Here is a 15,571-nt window from a genome sequence, read left to right as displayed (position 1 = left end):
AAGAATTTATTACAGAAAGCAAGGGATCAGATTTTGTATAGAGCAGCTATTCCAAACTTATTTACGCTCGGAAATTTATATAGTGGATTCTTGTCAATCGGCTATGCATCTTTAGGATATTATAAATCAGCTGCTATTTTAGTACTTATCGGGATGATGTTAGATAGTCTTGATGGGCGTGTTGCTCGTTTATTACGCGTTGATTCACAAATGGGAAAAGAGCTTGACTCACTTGCGGATGTCGTGACATTTGGTGCAGCACCTGCTGTTCTTATGTATTACACATCTTTCTCCAACTACGGAATCATCGGACTATACATAGCGGGACTATTCCCTCTTTTCGGAGCATATCGTTTAGCACGATTTAATGTAACACCATCTTCTACTTCAATGAAATATTTCACTGGGGTACCGATTACAGCAGCGGGAGGGCTTGTTGCTTTCTTAACATTATTTTCACATATCATTCCAAAAATCGTTCTTATTACAGTCTTTGTAACGTTCGCATTTTTAATGGTGAGCCGCATTCGTATCCCAAGTTTAAAAGATGTACCACTTCCACGATATAGCATCATTATTACACTATTTTTAGTTGGAAGCATTATCACAATGTACCAAACAGGGATCGGTAACTTTTCTGTTTTCTTATTCATTGCTATTCCACTATATATTTTGTATATGCTATCTCAATTTCTTAGACAAAGACCATCTAAAAGAGCAAATAAAGAAAAATAAGAAACCTTCCGATTTCGGAAGGTTTCTTTTTATTTTGTAACTACTGCTTTTTGATTTACAGGTGTTACAGGCTCTTCACCTTTTAATACGGCTAAAATATTTCTTACTGCCATTTCAGCCATCGCATCACGCGTTTCGAATGTTGCATTTCCTACGTGAGGAGCAAGTACTACATTCTTTAATCCTTTTAGCTCTTCAGTAATTTTCGGTTCAAATTCAAATACGTCAAGAGCCGCTCCTTCAATTTCATTCGTTTTTAATGCTTGAGCAAGTGCCGCTTCATGCATAATTGGTCCACGTGAAGCATTTACAATATACGCTGTTTTCTTCATCATTTTAAACTGTTCTTCATCAATCATATGATGCAATCTTGGATTATACGCACAGTTAATTGTAATAAAGTCTGCTGTTTGTAATAATTCTTCCAATGTTACATATGTTGCTTCCAGTTCACTTTCAGCTTCAGGTTTTCGATTTGGCCCTGTATATAAAACATTCATTCCAAACGCTTTCGCACGCTTTGCAACTGCTTTTCCTATTTCTCCAAGGCCAATAATTCCAATTGTTTTCCCATGCACTTCACGACCTAGGAAAAATAATGGTGCCCATCCGTTAAATCCAGTTGTACGACATAGCGTATCACCTTCCGGAATTCTACGTGCAGCTGCTAAAAGAAGTGCAAATGTTAATTCCGCTGTCGCTTCAGTTGATACTTTCGGTGTATTCGTTACCGCAATCCCTTTTTCTCCGGCATACGAGTAATCAATATTATCGTAACCAGCACCGTAGTTTGCAATAATTTTCAAATTAGGTGCCGCATCGATCACTTCTTTTGTCACTTTTGTAGAAAGTAGGCTTAACAATGCATCTTTATCTTTTGCACGCTCTGTTAATTCATCTAAAGAAATTAAAGCCTCTTTATCGTACATTTCTACATCATGATCCTTTAATAGTTCTAATCCGATTGCTGGAATTTTTCCTGCTACTAATATTTTCGCCACTACTAACACCTCTTCTATAGAAAATAAGATACCTCTTATCTTTCATTGTAAGAAATCCACATATAAAAACCAAGGAATTTGATTATAGTTTTGAAAATCGACACTTTTCCATAAAAAAAGAGGAGATGCAAGTCTCCCCTCTTCTTATGCTTTTTCTTGCGATTCTTTTCCAAGCTTCACATCGATTGTTCCTTCTGCAACTGTATCACTAATTTGTTCCTCAATAACGGATTGAGATGTAGCATTCGTTTCAGAAGTATACGCTTGTTGCTGTGCACTTTGTACATTTTGTTTATTTTGTTGTTTCGCCATTTCTTACCCTCCTTTTTATTCTTTCTTATTTTGAACAAAAAGGAGAGTTTTCATCAAAAAATCGTGATCATTTTGAAATGGATACTTCTTCTTCCAGTAATCTCATCGTTCTTACTCGTTTCGTAAAGGTAGCTAAGTGTGAAATATCATGATTACGTAACGTCTTTATATTCTCTTCCACATATTTTCCTAAATCATGCGGATAATGCGCATCTGAGGAGAGAGTAATCGGAACCTCGTGCTTAGCTAATACTTGTAAATATAGTGGACTCGGACACATTTCGCGCACAGGATAGCGATAGTACAATCCTGCATTTATTTCCGTTGCCGTATTAGTTTCTACTAATGCACGCGCAATGTCCTTATAATACGAAAGTTGTTCATTCTCATCTAACCGATAATTAAATACTTTTATGTTATCAAGATGAGCTATTATATCAAATAACTGAGAGCGAACTGCACACTCAACCGTTTTGAAAAACGTATCATATAAAGCATATAAGTTATGCTCCTTAAAATATTCTTTCGTGTCTGGATTATCAAATCCCCAGCCATTTAAAAAATGGACAGAACCAATTACATAATCAAAGTCTCCTAATGCTAGTAAAGATTGTAATTCTTGTTCACCACCAATAAAATAATCCGCTTCAATTCCAAGTTTAAGCGTCACGCCTCGTTTACTCCAACGTTCTTTCGCTTCTTCTATTGCCTTTGTAAAATCATGTAGTGATGCTACCCTTACTTGATCTAGCCATTCCTTCTGTAAACGACCAAGCTTAGAATCACTAATATCGACATATCTTTCATAGTATTCTTTCGCTTCATAAAAACGGTATAAATGATCGACAATACCAACTTCTTTTATACCTTTTCGCAAAGCTTCTTCTAAATATAAATCAATCCATTTCATTGTAAATGGCCCTTCTTTCACACGTCTTTGTAGGCGTTCTTGTGTTTTCACAAGCCATTCCATAGAATGTTTTTCTTCTTTAAGCGGTTCATACTGTTGCAATGATTCATTTATTTTAGCTAGCCACCCTATTGAATATGGCCCTTCTTCTAAATGAATGTGATAATCCACCTTCATCTATATTCCCCCTTATAATGTATCTATGTCTCTTCTGTCCCCTACTCGCGAAAGCTTCCCATTTCTTTCTGTCACTTCCTCCATAACATCTTCTAATGATATATTTTTTTCGGCTAATAAAACGAAGCAGTGATACAATACATCCACCATTTCCTTCACCAATTCTTCTTTATCATTATTTTTAGATGCGATAATTACTTCCGTGCATTCCTCACCAATTTTCTTTAAAATTTTATCTTCTCCTTTTGAAAACAAGTAATTTGTATACGATTCAGGAACTGGATTTCTCTTTCGTTCTTCAATTGTTTCAAATAGTAATGTAAAGGCGTTTCCCATATGTATCCCCCTATATAATTTTGTAATGAAAACACGTTTTCTCTCCCGTATGACAAGCAGGTCCTACTTGTTTTACGACAACAACGATTGAATCTTGATCACAATCTAAATACAGAGATTGCACATATTGGACATTTCCTGATGTTTCTCCTTTATTCCATAACGCCCTTCTTGAACGAGAATAAAACCAAGTTCTTTTCGTTTCTAGCGTTTTTTCATATGCTTCTTCATTCATATAAGCTAGCATTAAAACCTCGTTTGTACCTTCTTCCATTACAACTGCTGGTAGTAATCCTTTTGAAAAGTTTGGTTTCATAACCGCACCTCAACGTTTGCATTTCTTAATTTTCTCTTTACGTCCTGCACTGTCGCCTCACCGTAATGAAAGATTGATGCCGCTAACGCTGCATCAACTGTTGTCTTTTGAAAGACTTCTATAATGTGATCAACATGACCGCACCCGCCTGACGCGATGACTGGTACGGAAACGCTCTTTGAAATTTCTTCTGTTAAACGAAGGTCATATCCATTTTTCGTTCCATCTGCATCCATACTCGTTAACAAAATTTCGCCTGCCCCTAGCTCGGTAACGCGCTTTGCCCACCAGGTTGCATCCATTCCCGTATCAACTCTTCCGCCGTTCACATATACATTCCACTTATCTTCCGCTATTTTTCTAGCATCAATTGCGACGACAATACATTGTGAACCAAAGTGTTCTGCCCCTTCTTTGATTAGCTTTGGATTTCGCACTGCCGCTGAGTTAATTGAAACTTTATCTGCTCCCGCTCTTAGTAAATTGTACATATCTTTAACACTTGAAATCCCCCCGCCAACTGTAAGAGGAATAAATACTTTCGAAGCTGTTTGTTCTACAACATCGATAATTGTTTTTCGTCCTTCATGTGTTGCCGTAATATCTAAAAATACAATTTCATCTGCTCCCGCATCATTGTATAAAGCAGCTATTTCAACAGGATCACCGACGTCTTGTAATCCTATAAAATTTACACCTTTTACGACTCGCCCTTCTTTCACATCTAGACATGGAATAATGCGTTTCGCTAACATAACTTTGTTACCTCTAACACTTCTTCTAAATTAATCGTTTTCTCGTAAAGAGCCTTACCAATTATGACGCCGTATATATTCATATCATTTAATTTTTTCACATCTTGAATAGATGCCACTCCTCCAGAAGCAATAAGACGAATGTCCACACTTTTTTGTAGCAACTCCAATTGCTCTACATTCGGCCCTGCAAGTGTCCCGTCTTTCGAAATGTCTGTAAACACAATCGTTTGAACACCTACATTCTCCATTTGCTTCGCTAAATCAATGTAAGAAATGTCAGACACATCGAGCCAGCCTCTCGTTGCTACGAAACCATTTTTCGCATCAATTCCAACAATGATTTTTTCTTTATATAGACGAACTGCTTCCTCTAAAAATGCCTTATCATAAAGAGCAGCTGTTCCTAAAATTACTTTATCTACACCTACTGACAATAACTTTTCTACCGCTACAAGTGACCGAATTCCGCCTCCAACTTGCACTGGAATACGTACTGCCTTGCAAATCCTTTCAATGACGAGCAAATTTACTGACTCCCCTGCAATTGCACCATCTAAATCAACAATATGCAGTGTTTTCGCTCCTGATTTTTCGAATATAATCGCTTGCGCAACCGGGTCTTCATTCATTACTGTTTCTTTACTAAACTCTCCTTGATACAGTCTAACGCATCGTCCCTCTTTTAAATCGATAGCTGGGAAGATTTCCATACTTCTACCACCCCTTTGAAATTTTTCAACATTTGCATCCCAATGTCTCCACTTTTTTCAGGATGAAACTGTGCGCCGTATATATTTCCTTTCGCTACAAAACCAGGTACTTTCAATCCATATTCACTTATTCCATATACAATTTCATTAGGACAATCTGCATAATAAGAATGGACATAATATACGAAAGAACCGTCCTCTACTCCATTCCAAAGCGCTATTTCTCCCTCTTTATTTAACTCATTCCATCCCATATGTGGAATTTTATAAGGAACTTTTAGCTTTCGAATAACACCTGGCAATAAACTTAATCCGTTACAGTCTTGTAGTTCCTCACTATTTTCAAATAAAAGCTGCATTCCTAAGCAAATGCCTAGAAGCGGTTTTCCTGAACGCCCGACTTCTTTTAATACACACACTAAATCTTTTTCTTCCAATACATCCATTGCTTTTGGAAATGCACCTACTCCTGGTAAAATCACTCCATCACTTTTAAAAATTTCTTCTTTATCACTCGTTACGATGTACTCTGCTCCAATATATTTTAATGCTTGTTCTACACTACGAATATTTCCCATTCCATAATCTATAATAGCAATCAATTACAACATCCCTTTCGTTGAATTTACACCAGTAATGTTGGTATTTTTATCAACTGCTTCCCTAAGCGCTCGACCAAATGCTTTAAATAATGCTTCAACTTTGTGATGTGTATTACTTCCATATAAAACGCGAGCATGTAATGTAATATTTGCAGCATGAGCAACTGCTCTAAAGAATTCTTCTGTTAGTTCTGTATCAAAATCCCCTAGCTTCGGATTTGTTAATTCTCCTTGAAATACAATATACGAGCGTCCGCTTATATCAATTGCGACAAAACCTAAAGATTCATCCATCGGTACATAAGCAGAGCCATAACGGTTAATCCCCTCTTTATTTTGCAATGCTTCTTTCAAACAATTTCCGAGCACAATTCCAACATCTTCAACTGTATGATGTGCATCAACGAACACATCGCCTTCCGCCTCCACTTGCAAACCGAATCTTCCATGCCTTGCAAATAAAGTTAGCATATGATCAAAAAATCCAACTCCCGTTTGTACAGAAACATCCTTTCCTTCATCAAGCTGCAAACTTAATTTTATTTTTGTTTCTGTCGTCTCACGTATTTGACTAGACTCACGCATTATTCTTCCTCCTCCTCAAATCTTATTTGAATTGCTCTCGCATGCGCATGTAACCCTTCTTTATTCGCAAGTTCTACAATGTGATGTTGTACATCTCTTAACGCTTCCTCTGTATAAGACAAAAAGCTTGATTTTTTCACGAAATCATCAACTGATAACGGTGAGAAAAACCTTGCCGTTCCACTTGTCGGTAACACGTGATTCGGTCCTGCTACATAATCGCCAAGTGGTTCCGGCGCATATGGTCCAAGAAAGATAGATCCTGCATGTTTCACGTAAGTTAGTGCATTCATCGGTTCTTTTATATGTAACTCTAAATGTTCCGGGGCGATTTCATTCGATAATTGCAGTGCCTCATCTAAAGAGGGAACGATACAAATGGCTCCATTTCTATTTATCGATTCACGTGCAATTTCGCTTCTTGGTAATGTTTCTAACTGTCTTTCTATCTCTTTTTCTACTTCTTTTGCTAACTCTATATTCGTTGTAATACAAATTGCTGTCGCTCTCTCGTCATGCTCTGCCTGTGATAGTAAATCAGCAGCAATATATTTTGCATTGCCGGTTTCATCAGCGATAACTACAATTTCTGACGGTCCAGCAATCATATCGATATTTACTATTCCATATACTTCTCGTTTCGCTAGAGCGACGTACAAATTTCCTGGTCCAACTATTTTATCCACTTTCGGAATCGATTCCGTCCCGTATGCTAAGGCAGCAATTGCTTGCGCACCACCTATCATATAAATTTCATCTACCCCTGCAAGACTTGCAGCAACTAAAATATGTGGATCAATTCCTCCTTCTCTCGGCGGTGTTACCATTACAATCTTTTTCACACCAGCGAGTTTCGCTGGTAATACATTCATTAATACCGATGAAGGATAGGAAGCAGTTCCGCCTGGCACGTATACTCCTACATTTTCTAATGGCCGAATGATTTGTCCCCTAATGATGCCTTCATTCTCGCAATCGAATATAGATTGCCTTTTTTGCTTTTCGTGATACGATATAATGTTTTTCTTCGCCTTTTGTAACGCTTCTAAAAATGAATTTTCTACAAACATACTCGCTCGTTCTATTTCTTCTTCACTTACACGAAACTCTTTCATCTCCACACCATCAAACTTGTTTGTATAAAAAGATAGGGCCTCATCCCTATTCTCCCTTACATTTTGAACGATCTCTCTTACACTTCTTTGAACAGTTTCTTCTATTATATTAGCGTTTTCTCGTAGCAATTTTATTTTCGATAACGCCTTTTGAAAGTCTTCACAAACGATCTCCATTTCAATTCCCCCTATTTTCCTGACAAAATTTCTTGCTCCATCATATTTACAATACTGAATATTTCGTCTTTTTTAGTTTTTAATGCAGCCTTATTTACAATCATTCGAGCAGATATAGAATACATTTCCTCAAATACAATGAGTCCATTTTCTTGTAATGTTGTTCCTGTTTCAACAATATCAACAATTGCATCTGCCAATCCAAGAATAGGAGCGATTTCTACAGAACCTTCTATTTTAATAATTTCTACATCCTCTCCTTTATCATGAAAATAGTTAGAAGTAATATGGGGATATTTCGTTGCAATACGTTTCTTCCGGTAGCTCTTCGGATTATAAGTAGGAATAGAAGCTACACAAAACTTACACACGCCTACTCCTAAATCCAACATTTCATAAATATCTTTCTCATTTTCCATTAAAATATCTTTTCCAACGACCCCAATATCCGCTACTCCATGTTCTACATAAGTAGCAACATCTACTGCTTTCACTAAAATAAATGAGATATCTGTATTCTTACTTTGAAAGACAAGCTTTCGCCCTTTATTTTTGAGCTCTGAACAATCAATTCCAATCTGCTCAAAGAGTGGAATCACATGCTTTTCTAATCTCCCTTTCGTTAACGCAATTTGAATGTTACGCATGAGGTCTCTCCTTCTTTCTGGACTACCCATTTCTCTTTCCATACATATTCCACTAATGATTCATTCTTCGCCTCAACGACCGTTACTATTTGATTTTTTCTTGCAAATTGAAAGGTGTCGTTTACATTAGAGAATAAGGATAGCTCTACTTTTTTCCCGTCCTTTTGAAGTAAACTTCTTAATCTTTCCGCTTCTGCTAATCTATTTAACTCATAATGAATGATTATATCTATTCTCTTTCGTTCATATGCTTCTTGCTGCTCTTGCAGCGCCTTCACAATTTGATTGACTTGCACCGCGAGTCCAACAGCCGGCAGCATTTCTCCAAAATTTCCAATTAACTCATCATATCTTCCACCACTAACAATTTCTTCTCCAATTTCATATATATACCCTTTGAAAATAACTCCTGTATAGTAATCTAGATGTTGGATCATACCTAAATCAATTGATATGTAAGATCCATAGCCTAGTTTTTCAATGGCTACATATATTTCTTTCACTCTTGCGATGGCCATTTTCATTTCATTACTTGAGGCGAGTTTTTCCGCTTCCTCAATTACTTCTAAATTCCCAAATAACCTTGGTAATTTCTCAAGTAATCTTACTGTTTCATCACATCGATCTAATTTCTTTTCTCTAATAAAATTTGATAGAGCAGCATAATTTTTACTTTCAATATATGTTCTAAGTACTCTCTCTTCTTCCTCATGAATGGAGAGCTTTTTGACAATACATTTATATAACTGCACTTGCCCAATCTCTATTGTAAAAGATTGCACCTTCACCTTTTGAAGTGATTGAATGACGCTTATAACACATTCAATTTCAGCTCTTACATTATCAATCCCAATAATTTCAATACCACTTTGTATAATTTCATTATATTTACCAGTAAGAGACTCATTCGCCCGAAATACATTCCCGCCATACGTCAGTTTTAGCGGCGTATCCCACCTCTGCGTTCCCATCACTCTCGCTAAAGGAATTGTCATATCTGGACGCAAGACGATAATCCGTCCCTTTTCATCAAAAAATTTATACATCTTTTCTTCATCTATCGGTCTATTTTGAAAGGCAAACACATCATAAAATTCTATTGTTGGTGTCCTTATTTCCTCATAACCTCGCTCTAAAAAAGTACGTCTTAATTTTTGCTCCACTTCTTCAATTAACGTACATTCTTCGAATAAATAATCTCTCGTTCCATTTGGATTTGCACGTTTCCATTTTGTCATCTAAATTCTCACACCTTTCCCTTTCTAATGTATGCCTATTTCATTCACCTAAACCGAAAATAAAAAGAGCCTTGTAGACAAAATACCTACAAGGCTCTTTAGTAGAGTGTAGGTACAACGGGAATAACCCTTGTGCCTACACGTTTTCACGCTAGGTTCAAGGGCTTTATGTATGATGATGTAGTTGTGTAAGCATTTCAATAGGTTGCACGATATTCATAATACTTACTCCCTTTCTCCTCTGATTTTTTACATAGTATATAATACTTAATTCTGAATGTAAATACATTTCGAACATTCCGTTATTTCTTAATATAAAGCTACTTCCCTTTCATATTCTACAATTTTTTGTTCATATTGCATTGTAATACTAATTTCATCTAGACCATTTAATAATTTCTCTTTCCACATTTTCTCGATTGTAAAATGAAACTTGTGCGTACTCGTTGTGATGACTTCATTCTCTAAATCTACTTCTATTTGTTCTCTCGCATCCGTTTTAGCAAGTTGTTCTCGCATTTCTTTATCCATTACAATTGGTAACATACCATTTTTCATACAATTCATATAAAAAATATCTGCAAACCCGCCAGCGATAATAACACGGAAACCATAATCAGCAAGCGCCCATGGAGCATGTTCTCTTGAAGAACCGCAACCAAAATTATCACCTGTAATTAATATACTTGCTCCTTTTCTATCTTGTGCATTAAGTGGAAAATTAGGGTTTTCATGGCGGTTATTATCATAACGCCATTCATCGAATAAATATTTTCCAAATCCCGTCCTTTCAATTCTCTTTAAATATTGCTTCGGAATAATTTGATCTGTATCAATGTTATCATTCATCAGTACTGCGGCAGTACCTTTATGAATACGAAATGGCTCCATCATAACTCTCCTTTCTAGTATCAACAAAATGACCATATAACGCAGCTGCTGCCGCCATTGCTGGGCTAACCAAATGTGTTCGCGCTCCTTTTCCTTGTCTTCCTTCAAAATTTCGGTTTGAAGTGGAAGCACAATGTTCTCCTTCAGGTACTTGATCTGGATTCATTCCAAGACACATTGAACATCCAGGCTCTCTCCATTCAAATCCTGCTTCTTCAAAGATGTGATGTAGCCCTTTTTGCATCGCAGCTTCTCTTACTCTTTTCGATCCAGGCACAACGAGTGCTCGCACACCTTCCTTTACCTTTCTCCCTTTCACAACAGAAGCAGCAATTTCTAAATCAGAGAGCCTGGAATTTGTACAAGATCCAATAAAAACATGCTGAACTGGAATGTCATACGTACTTTGTCCTGGGCTTAATCCCATATAAGAAAATGCTCTTTCATCATTTGCATCATGCTTTTCTGGCAATTTTTCATCAATACGAACACCCATACTCGGGTTTGTTCCCCACGTAACGTACGGTGCTAAATCCGCCACATCAATTGAAATATGTAAATCATAAATCGCATCTGAATCTGTATACAGTTCAGAACATTTTTTCTCGAAAGTTTCATAGTCTTTCGGTGCATATTGACGTCCTTTTACATAAGTAAATGTTTTTTCATCTGGTGCTATAATACCAGCTTTCGCTCCTCCTTCAATTGCCATATTACAAAGTGTCATTCTCTCTTCCATCTCCATAGCTCCAATTGTCTCTCCGTAAAACTCCATTACGTATCCGGTTCCAACTGCTACACCGTACTTCGAAAGGAGATGCAAAATAATATCTTTTGCGTAAACACCTTTCTGTAATTTCCCTTTTAACTCAATGCCCATCGCTTTCGGTTTACGTTGCCATAACGTTTGTGTCGCCAATACATGTTCCACTTCACTCGTGCCAATGCCAAATGCTAGCGCGCCAAACGCACCGTGTGTTGCTGTATGACTATCACCACAAACAATTGTTTTTCCTGGCTGCGTGAGCCCAAGTTCTGGTCCGATAACATGAACAATCCCTTGCTCTTCATCTCCAATATCCGCTAACGGTACCTGAAATTGTTTACAATTTTCCCGAAGTGTATCTAATTGCTGCTTCGCAATGCGATCGGTAATATTCCAAACATCTTTCGTTGGAATATTATGATCCATCGTTGCGAATGTTAAATCTGGTCTACGGACCGTTCGATTTGTAAGCCGCAAGCCTTCAAAGGCTTGCGGTGACGTTACTTCGTGAACAAGATGAAGATCGATATATAATAAATCCAACCCATTTTCGTTTGTCGTAACTATATGTCTTTCCCAAAGTTTATCTAGCAACCTTTTCCCCATTATCTCCCTCTCCCTACTAACGCTTGCTCTTCCATTTCTTGCATAACTGCCTTCGTAAATGAAGTTGTCGTTTCAGTCCCCCCGATATCTGCTGTACATTTCCCTGATGTAAGGACTGCAGAAATTGCTTCTTCAATTGCATACCCTTCTCTCGTTAATCCGAACGATTGCCCAAGCATCATTGCAACAGAGCGCATCATTGCAATTGGATTCGCTTTATTTTTCCCAGCAATATCCGGTGCTGATCCGTGAATAGGCTCGTATAATGAAGGTCCCTTTTCCGCGTGACTTGCTGATGGAAGCATCCCTAATGATCCAGCTAATACAGAAGCCTCGTCACTCAAAATATCTCCAAATAAATTTTCCGTTACAATTACATCAAACCGTCCTGGATTTCGAATTAATTCCATCGCAGCGGCATCTACTAAAATATGTTCTAGTTCAACGCCTGGATAACGAATTGCTACTTCTTCTGTCACAGTTCGCCATAGTTTACTAGACTCTAAAACATTCGCCTTATCAATTGATGTTACTTTCTTCTTCCGCTTGCTCGCTAATTGAAAAGCATACGAAACGATACGTTCAATTTCATGACGATGATACGTAAGTGTATCTGTTGCTACTTCGTCCGTTCGTTCTTTCGGATAAGAAAAATAAATTCCGCCTGTTAATTCACGAACGACAACGAAATCAATTTCATCAGCCTTTTTTAATGGCGATAAATGTGCCGTTGCGCTTTCTACCGTTACAGGGCGAACATTCGCAAATACGCCGAGTCCTTTTCTTAAAGCTAATAATCCTTTCTCTGGTCTTTCTTTCGCACTATCCCACCTTGGTCCACCAACTGCTCCTAGTAAAACTGCATCACTTGCTAAACAGGCGGCAAGCGTTCGTTGTGGTAATGGTTGCCCAATTAAATCGATAGCACTCCCACCAAAGTACTCATCTTGCAAATGAAAACGATGCCCATATAATCTCTCTACCATATGCAATACTTCCTTCGCACTTTCCATAACTTCCGGGCCAACACCATCACCAGCTAAACAAACGATACGTTTTTCCAATTTCAACACTCCTTTTAACTGAATTTTCAGAACTTTAATTTGATAGGTGAGGAAAGCTTCTCTCACCTATCAACGACTTATTTCACAAGCTGGATAAAAGATTTTAATTTCCCCGCCGCATGGACATATGCTCTCGCCGACGCTTCCAATACGTCTTGCGCGACACCAAAACCTGATACTTGATGCGTTCCTTCTTTTAATTCAACATGAACATGAGCTAGTGCGTCTTGACCTTGTGTAATAGATTGTATGCGATAATCCGCCAATTCACATTCTAATCCTAGAATTCTTTGGATTGCATTATAAATCGCTTCAATACTACCAGAGCCAGTAGCTGCATCTTCGTATACATTTCCTTCCTCATCTTTTAGCACAACTGTCGCGCATTGTGCACTATTTGATACGAAATGTACTTGCAGTTGCGTAATGGTATATTGCTGAGCCGCAAATGCTGCTTCACCAAGCATAAGTGCACGTAAATCTTCCTCCGTAATTTCCTTCTTACGATCAGCTAATTTTTTAAACGCTTCAAACACCGCATCTCGTTCTTCCTTTGTAAATTCATAGCCAAGCTCTTTCATTTTTTCTGTAAACGCGTGACGTCCAGAATGTTTTCCAAGTACAAATAGATTTTGAGACTCGCCTACTAGCTCTGGTTCAATAATCTCATACGTTGTCACTTCTTTTAATACACCATCTTGATGAATTCCTGATTCATGAGCGAATGCATTTGCTCCAACGATTGCTTTATTTTTCGGTACAACCATACCTGTTAATCTACTTACTAATGTACTCGTCGCTTTAATTTCTTTTAGCGTCATAGAAGACTCCGCTTTATAGAAATCTTTTCTAATATGAAGAGCAACTGCGACCTCTTCTAACGCCGCATTCCCTGCTCTTTCTCCAATCCCATTAATTGTTCCTTCTACTTGCAATGCTCCACCTTCAACCGCAGCTAATGAATTGGCTACAGCCATCCCAAGATCATCGTGACAATGACAAGAGAAAATTGCTTTTTCATATGAAGGAACGGATTCTTGTAAGTATTTAAAAAGAGAATAATACTCTTCTGGATTCGTATATCCAACTGTATCTGGAATATTAATTACATTTGCTCCTGCACGAATCGCAACTTCTACTGCTTCAGCTAAAAAATCTCTTGCTGTTCTTGTCGCATCTTCTGCAGAAAATTGTACTGTCGGAAATAACGATTTCCCAAGTGTAACCGAGCGATGAATACTATCTAACACATCTTCCTTTGACATACAAAGTTTATACTTCATATGAATATCACTCGTAGCTAAAAATACGTGTAGACGGGGAGATACAGCACCTTTCACCGCTTCATATGCTCTTCGAATATCACTTTCTTTCGCTCTAGCTAAACTCATAACTGTAGCATTTTGAATCGTATTTGCGATGCGTTTTACCGATTGAAAATCCCCTTCGGAAGCTGCTGCAAAGCCAGCCTCCATGACATTAATACCCAATCTCTCTAATTGCCTTGCAATTTGCAATTTCTCTTGTTCATTTAAATTCACTCCTGGTGATTGTTCGCCATCACGTAGCGTCGTATCCATGAACAAAATCTGCTTCATATTATTTGACCCCTGCCTTTACTCGTGGCTGTACGAAAGGCATCATTTCACGTAATTTACGTCCAACTACTTCGATTTCATGTTCATTCTCTTTCTCATTTGTCGCATGGAAATTTGGTTTTCCTGCTTTATGCTCTGCAATCCAACCTCTAGCAAATGTACCATCTTGAATTTCGGCTAGCACTGCACCCATCGCTTTCTTCGTATCTTCCGTTACAACGCGTGGTCCTGATACGAAGTCGCCCCACTGCGCTGTATCTGAAACTGAATATCTCATATTTTCAAGTCCACCTTCATACATAAGGTCAACGATTAGTTTTAATTCATGTAAACATTCAAAATATGCAAGTTCAGGCTGGTATCCTGCATCAACTAGCGTTTCAAATCCAGCTTTTACTAGCGCAGTTACTCCGCCACAAAGTACAGCTTGCTCTCCAAATAAATCTGTTTCTGTTTCTTCTTTAAACGTCGTTTCTAATACGCCAGCTCTCGTCGCTCCAATTCCATCAGCATAAGAAAGTGCCTTTTCAGTCGCAACTCCTGTCGCATCTTGGTATACGGCAAATAATGCAGGAACAGCTCCGCCTTCAGCAAACGTACGGCGTACAAGGTGCCCTGGACCTTTAGGCGCTACTAGAAATACATCTACATTAGCTGGTGGTTTCACTTGATCAAAGTGAACATTAAATCCGTGTGCAAAAACGAGAGAATTTCCTGCCTGTAAATTTGGTGCAATTTCCGCTTCATATACTTCTGGCTGCAGTTCATCCGGTAGTAAAATCATTACTAAATCAGCCTGCTCCGCTGCTTCTGCTACTGTATATACAGAAAATCCATCTTCTTTCGCTTTATCCCAAGACTTACCTTTTCTTAAACCTACTACTACATCAAATCCGTTATCACGCAAATTTTGCGCATGCGCATGACCTTGCGAGCCATATCCGATGATTGCTACTTTCTTTTCTTTTAATACATTTACCGTTACATCTTTCTCATAATAAACTTTTGTCATTTTCATTTCCCCCTA

Annotated in this window: 18 protein-coding genes; 1 reads left to right on the top strand and 17 read right to left on the bottom strand. The window is 37.9% G+C overall.

Annotated elements, in window-relative coordinates:
• Window positions 1-33: 33 nt before the first annotated feature.
• A complete protein-coding gene (gene pssA, locus FOT98_RS21895) occupies window positions 34-735 on the top strand; it encodes a CDP-diacylglycerol--serine O-phosphatidyltransferase (RefSeq protein ID WP_000285414.1) in 702 nt (233 codons plus the stop codon).
• A 29-nt stretch (window positions 736-764) separates the two neighbouring features.
• Here pssA and FOT98_RS21890 read toward each other — a convergent pair whose 3' ends face one another.
• The 17 genes from FOT98_RS21890 to ilvC form a co-directional block, all read right to left on the bottom strand.
• The gene (locus tag FOT98_RS21890) at window positions 765-1,736 is read right to left on the bottom strand and encodes an NAD(P)-dependent oxidoreductase (protein ID WP_063261948.1); all 972 of its coding nucleotides are present in this window, start codon (window positions 1,734-1,736) and stop codon (window positions 765-767) included.
• Window positions 1,737-1,880: 144 nt separating this feature from the next.
• On the bottom strand, window positions 1,881-2,048 hold the full coding sequence (locus FOT98_RS21885; RefSeq protein ID WP_001118891.1) for a DUF4025 domain-containing protein: 168 nt from the start codon (window positions 2,046-2,048) through the stop codon (window positions 1,881-1,883).
• A 67-nt stretch (window positions 2,049-2,115) separates the two neighbouring features.
• A complete protein-coding gene (locus FOT98_RS21880) occupies window positions 2,116-3,135 on the bottom strand; it encodes a histidinol phosphate phosphatase domain-containing protein (RefSeq protein ID WP_063261947.1) in 1,020 nt (339 codons plus the stop codon).
• Window positions 3,136-3,147: 12 nt separating this feature from the next.
• Entirely contained in the window at window positions 3,148-3,471 is a 324-nt protein-coding gene (gene hisE, locus FOT98_RS21875) for a phosphoribosyl-ATP diphosphatase (RefSeq protein WP_063261946.1), read from the bottom strand.
• 10 nt (window positions 3,472-3,481) lie between these two features.
• A complete protein-coding gene (hisI, locus tag FOT98_RS21870) occupies window positions 3,482-3,787 on the bottom strand; it encodes a phosphoribosyl-AMP cyclohydrolase (protein WP_063261945.1) in 306 nt (101 codons plus the stop codon).
• Window positions 3,784-4,542 carry an imidazoleglycerol phosphate synthase cyclase subunit gene (gene hisF / locus FOT98_RS21865; protein ID WP_063261944.1) on the bottom strand — a complete coding sequence of 253 codons (759 nt, stop codon included), beginning with the start codon at window positions 4,540-4,542 and terminating at the stop codon, window positions 3,784-3,786. Before hisF ends, hisI begins: the two co-directional genes overlap by 4 nt.
• Window positions 4,536-5,255, bottom strand: coding sequence for a 1-(5-phosphoribosyl)-5-[(5-phosphoribosylamino)methylideneamino]imidazole-4-carboxamide isomerase (gene hisA / locus FOT98_RS21860; protein ID WP_063261943.1), 720 nt, complete (start codon window positions 5,253-5,255; stop codon window positions 4,536-4,538). The genes hisF and hisA overlap by 7 nt, the downstream gene beginning before the upstream one ends.
• Entirely contained in the window at window positions 5,228-5,857 is a 630-nt protein-coding gene (gene hisH / locus FOT98_RS21855) for an imidazole glycerol phosphate synthase subunit HisH (protein WP_063261942.1), read from the bottom strand. Before hisH ends, hisA begins: the two co-directional genes overlap by 28 nt.
• Window positions 5,858-6,442: an imidazoleglycerol-phosphate dehydratase HisB gene (gene hisB / locus FOT98_RS21850; RefSeq protein ID WP_063261941.1), complete on the bottom strand. Its 585-nt coding sequence runs from the start codon at window positions 6,440-6,442 to the stop codon at window positions 5,858-5,860.
• On the bottom strand, window positions 6,442-7,734 hold the full coding sequence (hisD, locus tag FOT98_RS21845) for a histidinol dehydrogenase (protein ID WP_063261940.1): 1,293 nt from the start codon (window positions 7,732-7,734) through the stop codon (window positions 6,442-6,444). Before hisD ends, hisB begins: the two co-directional genes overlap by 1 nt.
• A gap of 11 nt (window positions 7,735-7,745) precedes the next feature.
• The gene (gene hisG, locus FOT98_RS21840) at window positions 7,746-8,381 is read right to left on the bottom strand and encodes an ATP phosphoribosyltransferase (RefSeq protein WP_063261939.1); all 636 of its coding nucleotides are present in this window, start codon (window positions 8,379-8,381) and stop codon (window positions 7,746-7,748) included.
• Window positions 8,357-9,619 (bottom strand): ATP phosphoribosyltransferase regulatory subunit, encoded by a 1,263-nt coding sequence (gene hisZ, locus FOT98_RS21835; protein WP_063261938.1) that lies wholly within the window; start codon window positions 9,617-9,619, stop codon window positions 8,357-8,359. The genes hisG and hisZ overlap by 25 nt, the downstream gene beginning before the upstream one ends.
• A 309-nt stretch (window positions 9,620-9,928) precedes the next feature.
• Entirely contained in the window at window positions 9,929-10,510 is a 582-nt protein-coding gene (gene leuD / locus FOT98_RS21830; protein ID WP_063261937.1) for a 3-isopropylmalate dehydratase small subunit, read from the bottom strand.
• Window positions 10,488-11,882, bottom strand: coding sequence for a 3-isopropylmalate dehydratase large subunit (gene leuC, locus FOT98_RS21825; protein ID WP_063261936.1), 1,395 nt, complete (start codon window positions 11,880-11,882; stop codon window positions 10,488-10,490). The genes leuD and leuC overlap by 23 nt, the downstream gene beginning before the upstream one ends.
• Window positions 11,882-12,946, bottom strand: a complete 1,065-nt coding sequence (gene leuB / locus FOT98_RS21820) for a 3-isopropylmalate dehydrogenase (protein ID WP_063261935.1) — start codon at window positions 12,944-12,946, stop codon at window positions 11,882-11,884. Before leuB ends, leuC begins: the two co-directional genes overlap by 1 nt.
• 77 nt (window positions 12,947-13,023) lie before the next feature.
• Window positions 13,024-14,544, bottom strand: a complete 1,521-nt coding sequence (leuA, locus tag FOT98_RS21815) for a 2-isopropylmalate synthase (protein WP_063261934.1) — start codon at window positions 14,542-14,544, stop codon at window positions 13,024-13,026.
• Window position 14,545: 1 nt separating this feature from the next.
• Window positions 14,546-15,556, bottom strand: a complete 1,011-nt coding sequence (gene ilvC / locus FOT98_RS21810) for a ketol-acid reductoisomerase (protein WP_063261933.1) — start codon at window positions 15,554-15,556, stop codon at window positions 14,546-14,548.
• Window positions 15,557-15,571 lie beyond the last annotated feature (15 nt).

Origin of the sequence: Bacillus sp. HY001 (genome assembly GCF_007558965.1) — a bacterium.
Lineage (GTDB): Bacteria > Bacillota > Bacilli > Bacillales > Bacillaceae_G > Bacillus_A > Bacillus_A mobilis.
The sequence above is the reverse complement of the archived record's forward strand: the minus strand, read 5'-3'. Positions and strand labels throughout refer to the sequence as shown.

Bases quoted from the DNA above. Each gene is read 5' to 3' on its own strand.
- leuC (WP_063261936.1), bottom strand. From the start codon at position 11,882: ATGGGGAAAAGGTTGCTAGATAAACTTTGGGAAAGACATATAGTTACG.
- hisB (WP_063261941.1), bottom strand. From the start codon at position 6,442: ATGCGTGAGTCTAGTCAAATACGTGAGACGACAGAAACAAAAATAAAA.
- hisE (WP_063261946.1), bottom strand. From the start codon at position 3,471: ATGGGAAACGCCTTTACATTACTATTTGAAACAATTGAAGAACGAAAG.
- FOT98_RS21880 (WP_063261947.1), bottom strand. From the start codon at position 3,135: ATGAAGGTGGATTATCACATTCATTTAGAAGAAGGGCCATATTCAATA.
- hisD (WP_063261940.1), bottom strand. From the start codon at position 7,734: ATGGAGATCGTTTGTGAAGACTTTCAAAAGGCGTTATCGAAAATAAAA.
- leuA (WP_063261934.1), bottom strand. From the start codon at position 14,544: ATGAAGCAGATTTTGTTCATGGATACGACGCTACGTGATGGCGAACAA.
- hisF (WP_063261944.1), bottom strand. From the start codon at position 4,542: ATGTTAGCGAAACGCATTATTCCATGTCTAGATGTGAAAGAAGGGCGA.
- hisG (WP_063261939.1), bottom strand. From the start codon at position 8,381: ATGCGTAACATTCAAATTGCGTTAACGAAAGGGAGATTAGAAAAGCAT.
- ilvC (WP_063261933.1), bottom strand. From the start codon at position 15,556: ATGACAAAAGTTTATTATGAGAAAGATGTAACGGTAAATGTATTAAAA.
- hisZ (WP_063261938.1), bottom strand. From the start codon at position 9,619: ATGACAAAATGGAAACGTGCAAATCCAAATGGAACGAGAGATTATTTA.
- leuD (WP_063261937.1), bottom strand. From the start codon at position 10,510: ATGGAGCCATTTCGTATTCATAAAGGTACTGCCGCAGTACTGATGAAT.
- FOT98_RS21885 (WP_001118891.1), bottom strand. From the start codon at position 2,048: ATGGCGAAACAACAAAATAAACAAAATGTACAAAGTGCACAGCAACAA.
- hisA (WP_063261943.1), bottom strand. From the start codon at position 5,255: ATGGAAATCTTCCCAGCTATCGATTTAAAAGAGGGACGATGCGTTAGA.
- hisI (WP_063261945.1), bottom strand. From the start codon at position 3,787: ATGAAACCAAACTTTTCAAAAGGATTACTACCAGCAGTTGTAATGGAA.